The organism is uncultured Traorella sp. (genome assembly GCF_944327115.1).
In the GTDB taxonomy this organism is placed as follows: domain Bacteria; phylum Bacillota_I; class Bacilli_A; order Erysipelotrichales; family Erysipelotrichaceae; genus Traorella.
The window spans coordinates 1-7,442 of the sequence record NZ_CALVGS010000008.1 but is presented as its reverse complement, the minus strand read 5'-3'; the positions used below and the strand labels follow the sequence as shown (position 1 = coordinate 7,442).

The window sequence follows — 7,442 nt, the reverse complement described above, 5'->3', positions numbered from 1 at the left end:
AAAGAAGCGATAGCGATAAAGAAAACAAAAAGCTCCTTTGCTATAATGGAGTGGGTCTGACAGCCACGACATTAAGCAAAGGAGGATGTCCATGGACGAAAGTAGTTTATCACACACAAAATGGATTTGTAAATATCATATTATATTTATATCAAAATACAGAAGGAAAGAAATATATGGCAAATTGAGGAAAGACATAGGAGAAATATTACGACAACTATGCCAATATCAAAATGTTGAAATCATAGAAGCCCATGCAATGAAAGATCATATACATATGCTTGTAAGCATACCGCCAAAATTGGCTGTTTCCAAATTTGTGGGATATCTAAAAGGGAAAAGCACGCTCATGATATATGAAAGGCATGCAAATTTGAAATATAAGCATGGAAACAGACATTTTTGGGCCAGAGGATATTATGTATCTACAGTAGGATTGAATCAAAAAGCAGTAGAAGAATATATAAGAAATCAAGAAAAAGAAGATATGATGTATGATCAAATAAGCTTCAAAGAATTCGATGAACCATTTAAAAAAGTAAAATAGGGATTGCGACTGTCAGATCCTTTCATGCGTCTTAAGACGCCGCAAAGCAAGAGGCCCTTATAGGGCAACAAAAAGCCACCAGCTTTGCTGGTGGTAATTTACTTTTAAAAAATTACCAGTATAAATTGTCAAAAAAGAGGTAAATCTTGATTTAATAATGGTAATATTATGATAAAATTTATGTGAAAGAGAGGGTTTTATATGGAAATGACATTGAGATGGTATGGTTCAAAGTTTGATACCGTTACCTTAAAACAAATCCGACAGATACCGGGAGTAACAGGTGTCATTACTACTTTATATGATAAGCAGCCGGGAGAGGTATGGAGCCGTGAAGAGATTGCTGCCATGAAAAAAGAAGTAGAGGAGAGCGGACTTCATGTTGCCGGCATTGAAAGCGTTAATGTGCATGATGCAATCAAAACGGGAGCGAAAGAACGTGACCGCTATATTGCCAATTATATCGAAACATTAGAAAATCTTGGCAAAGAGGATATTCATCTGGTATGTTACAATTTTATGCCTGTTTTCGATTGGACAAGAACGGAATTGGCTCGTGTAAGAGAAGACGGTTCAACTGTTTTAGCGTATTCACAGGATGCGGTCGATCGTCTTGATCCTGAGAAAATGTTTGAATCGATCGCTTCGGATACGAATGGCAGCGTGATGCCGGGCTGGGAACCGGAGAGAATGGCTCATGTGAAGGAGCTTTTTGCCATGTATAAGGATATTGATGATGAAAAGTTATTTGAGAATCTAAAGTATTTTCTTGAAAAGATCATGCCGGTGTGTGATCAGTATGATATCAATATGGCCATCCATCCGGATGATCCTGCATGGTCTGTTTTTGGATTGCCAAGGATCATCATCAATAAGGAAAATATTTTGAGAATGATGAAGATGGTCGATAATCCGCATAATGGGGTTACTTTCTGCAGTGGTTCTTATGGTACGAATCCTAAGAATGATCTTCCGGATATGATCCGTTCTTTGAAAGGAAGAATTCATTTTGCCCATGTGCGTAATCTGAAGTTTAATTCAGATCGTGATTTTGAAGAAGCGGCACATCTTTCAAGTGATGGCAGCTTTGATATGTATGAGATCATGAGGGCCTTATATGAAATTGGTTTTGATGGCCCGATCCGTCCGGATCATGGACGTATGATCTGGGATGAGGTAGCGATGCCGGGATATGGTTTGTATGATCGTGCATTAGGAGCTGCTTACCTGAATGGTTTGTGGGAAGCGATTGAAAAAGGAGCAACGAGATATGGAATTAAATAAGAAAGGCTTAAAAGAGCGTCAGCAGTGGTTAGATAAGGGATATCATCTGAGTGATTATGACCGTGAAGAGGTTGCTGCTTCTACAAGAAAAAAACCACTGTGGATCCATTTTGGGGCCGGTAATATCTTTCGTGCTTTTCAGGCAAATATCGTTGAGAAGCTTTTGAATGAGAAGATACTTGACCGCGGATTGATCGTTGCGGAAGGCTTTGATTATGAAATCATTGAAAAGATGAATCGTCCTCATGATGATTATTCGATACTGGTAACGCTGAAGGCAGACGGTACGGTTGAAAAGAGCGTGATCGGAAGCGTTGTTGAAAGCTGTATCCTGGATTCTGATAATGAAGAAGAGTTTACACGTCTGAAGGAGATCTTCTCGAATCCTTCTTTACAGATGGCTACTTTTACGATAACGGAAAAGGGATATTCTTTGGTAGATGGCAGCGGAAAGCTGCTTGACAGCGTTGAGAGAGATTTTAAAATGGGGCCGGAAGCACCTTCTTCTTATATAGGAAAGATAGCTTCTTTGCTTTATACACGTTATCGCAATACGGAAAGAGGAATTGCCATGGTGAGCATGGATAATTGTTCACATAATGGTGATAAGCTATATGAGGCAATTCATACCTTTGCGAAAAAATGGGCAGAGAATGGTATGGCTGCGCCAGGCTTTGAATATTATGTCAAGAATAAAAATTGTGTTTCTTTCCCATGGACCATGATCGATAAGATCACACCAAGACCGGATGCTTCTGTGGAAAAGATTTTGAATGATGATGGCATTGAGGGATTAGATCCGATCATAACTTCTAAGAATACATATGTTGCGCCATTTGTGAATGCGGAAGAATGTGAATATCTGGTCGTAGAGGATGCTTTTCCTAACGGACGTCCTGAATTGGAAAAGGGTGGCGTCATGTTTAGTGATCGCGAAACGGTGGATAAGGTAGAAAAGATGAAGGTCTGTACCTGTTTAAATCCGCTTCATACGGCCTTGGCTGTTTTTGGCTGTCTTTTAGGATATAAGAAGATTTCTGAAGAAATGAAGGATGAGCAGTTAAGAAAGCTGGTTGAGAAGATCGGATATGATGAAGGATTGCCGGTAGTCGTCGATCCAAAAGTCATTGATCCGAAGGAATTTATTGATACGGTCATCCATGTACGTTTTGTTAATCCGTTTATGCCGGATACGCCGCAGCGCATCGCAACAGATACCTCTCAGAAGCTGGCAATTCGTTTTGGGGAAACGATTAAGAAATATATGGCTTCGGATACGTTGAATGTTGACGATCTTACACTGATCCCATTAGTATTTGCCGGTTGGATTCGTTATTTAATGGGTGTGAATGATCAAGGTGAAAGCTTTGAAAGATCACCGGATCCGCTTTTAGAAACCCTGACACCGATCACATCAAAACTTTCATTGGGCATGGAGGATGATGTAGAAGACATCGTCGGTGATCTATTGCATAATGAGGCGATATTCGGTGTGGATCTGTATCAGGCAGGACTTGCTGATAAGGTGGTTGGCTATCTGAAAGAAATGTGTGCCGGCACAGGTGCTGTAAGAGCCGTGTTGATAAAATATACGAGGTAAAGCTATGAAGAACTTTATGGATGAAGATTTTCTGCTTCATAGTGAAACGGCAAAAAGACTGTATCATGAGATAGCCTCTAAGATGCCAATTATTGATTATCATTGCCATATCGATCCTAAAGAGATCTATGAAGACCGCCGGTTTGATAATATCACACAGGTATGGCTGGGCGGCGATCATTATAAATGGCGTCAGATGCGTTCCAATGGCATTAGTGAAAGATATATTACCGGTGATGCCACTGATTATGAGAAGTTTCAAAAATGGGCAGAAACATTGGAAAAGGCAATTGGCAATCCTTTGTATCACTGGTCACATTTAGAATTAAAACGTTATTTTAATTATGAAGGTCATCTTTGCAGCGATACGGCACAAGAGGTCTGGGAGATCTGTAATCAGCGTCTGCATGATAAAGACATGACGGTGCGCGGCATTATTTCTCAATCAAATGTAGAAATCATCTGTACAACAGATGATCCTATTGATGATTTAAAATGGCATGAGCTGCTTGCTTCAGATGATTCCTTTGATACCAAAGTGCTGCCGGCATGGCGCCCGGATAAGGCAATCAATATTGAGAAAGAAGATTTCGTGGATTATCTGTCAAAGCTGTCTGCTGTCAGTCAGATAAAAATCAACAGCTTCCCATCACTGATTGATGCATTAAGGGCAAGAATGGATTATTTTGATAAACATGGCTGTAAGGTAAGCGATCATGGTTTAGACTATGTATGTTATGTTGAGGCAGGCAAAGAAGAGCTGGAAGAGATCTTTCAGAAACGCTTATCAGGTCATCAGCTTTCTTCACATGAAATCGATGCTTATAAGACAGCTTGCATGTGTGCTTTTGCGAAAGAATACCATAAGCGTGGCTGGGTCATGCAATTACATTACGGTGCAGCACGGAATCTGAATCAGAAAATGTTTAAAAAATTAGGTCCGGATACAGGTTTTGATGCGATTTCTACTTATGCATCATCTCAGCAGCTGGCAGCCTATCTCAATCATCTTGCTTTTCATGACTGTCTTCCAAAAACAATACTTTATTCGTTGAATCCATCTGACAATGCCATGATCGGATCAGTGATCGGCTGTTTTCAGGATGAAAGTGCGATCGGCAAGATCCAACAGGGAAGTGCATGGTGGTTTAATGATCATAAAGCAGGAATGATCGAACAGATGACTTCTTTAGCGAATTTGGGTTTACTGGGGAATTTTATCGGTATGCTGACAGATTCAAGAAGCTTTTTGTCATATACAAGACATGAATATTTCCGTAGAATCTTATGTGATCTTATTGGTACATGGGTAGAAAATGGTGAATATCCAGATGATGAAAAAGCACTTGAAAAGATCATAAGAGGAATTTGTTACGAAAACTGTAAGCAATATTTTGGATTTTAATGATAGGATCTTGAGATAAAATATATCTGAAAAATCGAAACTTATGGAAGAGTTTCGATTTTTTATTGTACTTTGAAATGAGGAGAAAGATGATATCCTGTATGGAACCTAAATAAAATACAGGAATCATTCGATTCCTGTATTCTTTAATCATTATCTTCATCTGTTGGATCCGTTGGCTGTTCAGGTGTTTCAGGTGTTTGATTCTTACCCAATTTACTTGTTTCACTGGAAGAGAGGGTCACACAGACTTGGTTGGATTTAGAATTATCATTCTGATATCCATAATATCCGCAAACCCTTGCTTCTACACCCGGTGTAATGTTAAAGGTATTGCTTCCCGTATCAGTGGTAAAGTTGGTAACACCAAGACTTGTACCGTTCTGGAAGACTTCTACTTTATAAACAATTGGACCATAGACAGCCTTTTTATCAAATACCTTTGTACCTGTATAATTCGGATAGCCTTCTACACCATGATACAAACCGTCAAAGGCATTCAGTGCATCACTATCAGGATATGGTGTGAACGTGAAATCAACGGTCTTTGCATTTTCGTTTACAACTGCTGTAAATGAGTTCAAGGATGAAATTTCATCCGGTGTCAATGTCTTAAGAGTTGCGAATTGACTCAAGACCTTACCTGTCGATATCATGGAAGCCGGCGTACCATCCGGTACAGCATAATGACCGTTATCAAAGGCTCCCTTGATATGGGTAATATTGACAATGCCGCTCGGCTGGACAAAATCATCCGGATAATTGTTGGCATGAACCGTATCAAAAATGAGCTTATTGATCTTCGTCGGTATATTTGCATTCATTTGCGCATCCGTCAGATAACCATATGGAACACCATTTCCATCATTTTCATACCCTTGCCATGTCGCAATGGAATATTTACTTGTATAAGAAACCGTCCATTTATCTTTCGCGGCTCTTGTAGGAATACCATAATCGGCACCTAAATTTCCCCAGTCACTCGTACCTGTCTTGGTGGCAACCTGATAGCTGCTTCTCATAAGTCCTTGGAAAGAGCTAGGGTAATTGCTGACAGCCTGTACTAATATTTCAGTCATCAGATAAGAAGCCTGTGGAGAGAATACCTGACGGGAAACGACTTCATGGACATAATCTTCACGTTCACCATCTAAGAATTCAATGCGGGTAATAGCGTATGGTTCCGTATAAACCCCGCCATTGGCCAAAGCCGCATAGGCCGCTGCCATTTGAAGCGGTGTAGCAGTCATGGTACTGCCACCGATGGCCATTCCTAATTCCAGGTTTTCTTTTCCATCCAAGATCTTCTGGAAGGTAGTTAATCCCAAATTGACCATAATTTCAGCAACACGATTTTGCCCGATGGTATTAATGACCTCACTTAAAGCTGTGATTGCCGGGATGTTCCATGACCGGGCAATCGCTTCAAGGATCGTTACATCACCATGGAAGGCCCCACCGGCATTTTGCGGTGTATAACCATTAAAGTTACGAGGCACATCGGCAATGATCTGATCCGTCGACCAGCCTAGATATTCAAACGCTAAAGTATAATCTAACAATGGTTTGATGCTTGATCCTGTTTGATGTATTTCTTTATATCCATGATTCTTTCTTACATCACCTGTGTAATTCAAGCCACCGGCGATTGCGGCAATCGATCCATCAGTGACATCGATCAAGGCGCTGCCGGCCTGCATTCCTAATGGTGCATTCTCGAAGAATCCATATTCACCGTTCATGATGGCTTCATAGAGCTGCTGGGTTTTAAGATCAAAGGTCGTATAAATGACCATATTACCTTGATAAATATCAATACCTAATTCTTCATCACAATAATCATGAACATAATCAATAACGCTTTGCAGCGGGTCACCTTCAAAATTAGTTGTACCATTCAGCTGGAAAGCCAATTTTGTATTGATTGCCAGGTCATATTCTTCCTGACTGATATAACCGTGCTGAAGCATGAGCCCTAAGGCTGTATTGCGTCTTTCAACGGCGTTATCATAATTTAAATAAGGATTATAGGCGTTCGGTGCATTGATGACACCCGCCAGGAAAGCCGCCTCTGAAAGAGTCACTTCACTAATGTCTTTTCCAAAATAATATTGTGCACCTTTCTGGACACCTCTGGCAACACCGCCAAAATTAATATAATTCAGATAGCGCATCAAGATATCTTCTTTGCTTAAAGAGCTTTCAGCTTCTAATGCAAGGAAGATTTCTTCTACCTTGGCAAAAAGCTTTTCAATGGTATTCTGTGAATCATCCGTTGTGTGATGTGTCACATCGATCATCTGCATCGTAAGTGTCGAACCACCTTGACCAAAGCTGAGCGTTTTTATATTTTCAAGCAAAGCTTTTAAGAAACGCGGTAAATCGAAACCATTATGCTTGAAGAAACGGGAGTCCTCGACTGCCAAAAAAGCATCGATAACCACCTGAGGTACCTGGTCATAGGTAGTGTTCTCTCTGAGACCATCACCGCTGGAAAGCTGAATGGCAGGGACAGATTCACCATTCTCATCGTTCATCATGATCGTCGTTGGCTGATCACCATATAACAGGGATTCTTCAAATTGCTGCTTCTGAGCCAATATCTG

General features: G+C 40.4%; 5 protein-coding genes. 4 read left to right on the top strand and 1 reads right to left on the bottom strand.

Annotated elements, in window-relative coordinates; translation table 11 throughout:
• Positions 1–85 precede the first annotated feature (85 nt).
• From tnpA to uxaC, 4 genes are all read left to right on the top strand, one after another.
• Entirely contained in the window at positions 86–547 is a 462-nt protein-coding gene (gene tnpA, locus Q0K35_RS00550; protein WP_294560618.1) for an IS200/IS605 family transposase, read from the top strand.
• A gap of 201 nt (positions 548–748) precedes the next feature.
• Positions 749–1,831, top strand: a complete 1,083-nt coding sequence (uxuA, locus tag Q0K35_RS00545; RefSeq protein WP_294560617.1) for a mannonate dehydratase — start codon at positions 749–751, stop codon at positions 1,829–1,831.
• On the top strand, positions 1,818–3,431 hold the full coding sequence (locus Q0K35_RS00540) for a mannitol dehydrogenase family protein (RefSeq protein WP_294560615.1): 1,614 nt from the start codon (positions 1,818–1,820) through the stop codon (positions 3,429–3,431). The genes uxuA and Q0K35_RS00540 overlap by 14 nt, the downstream gene beginning before the upstream one ends.
• 4 nt (positions 3,432–3,435) lie before the next feature.
• Positions 3,436–4,836 (top strand): glucuronate isomerase, encoded by a 1,401-nt coding sequence (gene uxaC / locus Q0K35_RS00535; protein WP_294560613.1) that lies wholly within the window; start codon positions 3,436–3,438, stop codon positions 4,834–4,836.
• Between the two features lie 146 nt (positions 4,837–4,982).
• Here uxaC and Q0K35_RS00530 read toward each other — a convergent pair.
• The coding region (locus tag Q0K35_RS00530; RefSeq protein WP_294560611.1) for a transglycosylase domain-containing protein at positions 4,983–7,442 on the bottom strand (2,460 nt) is incomplete at its 5' end.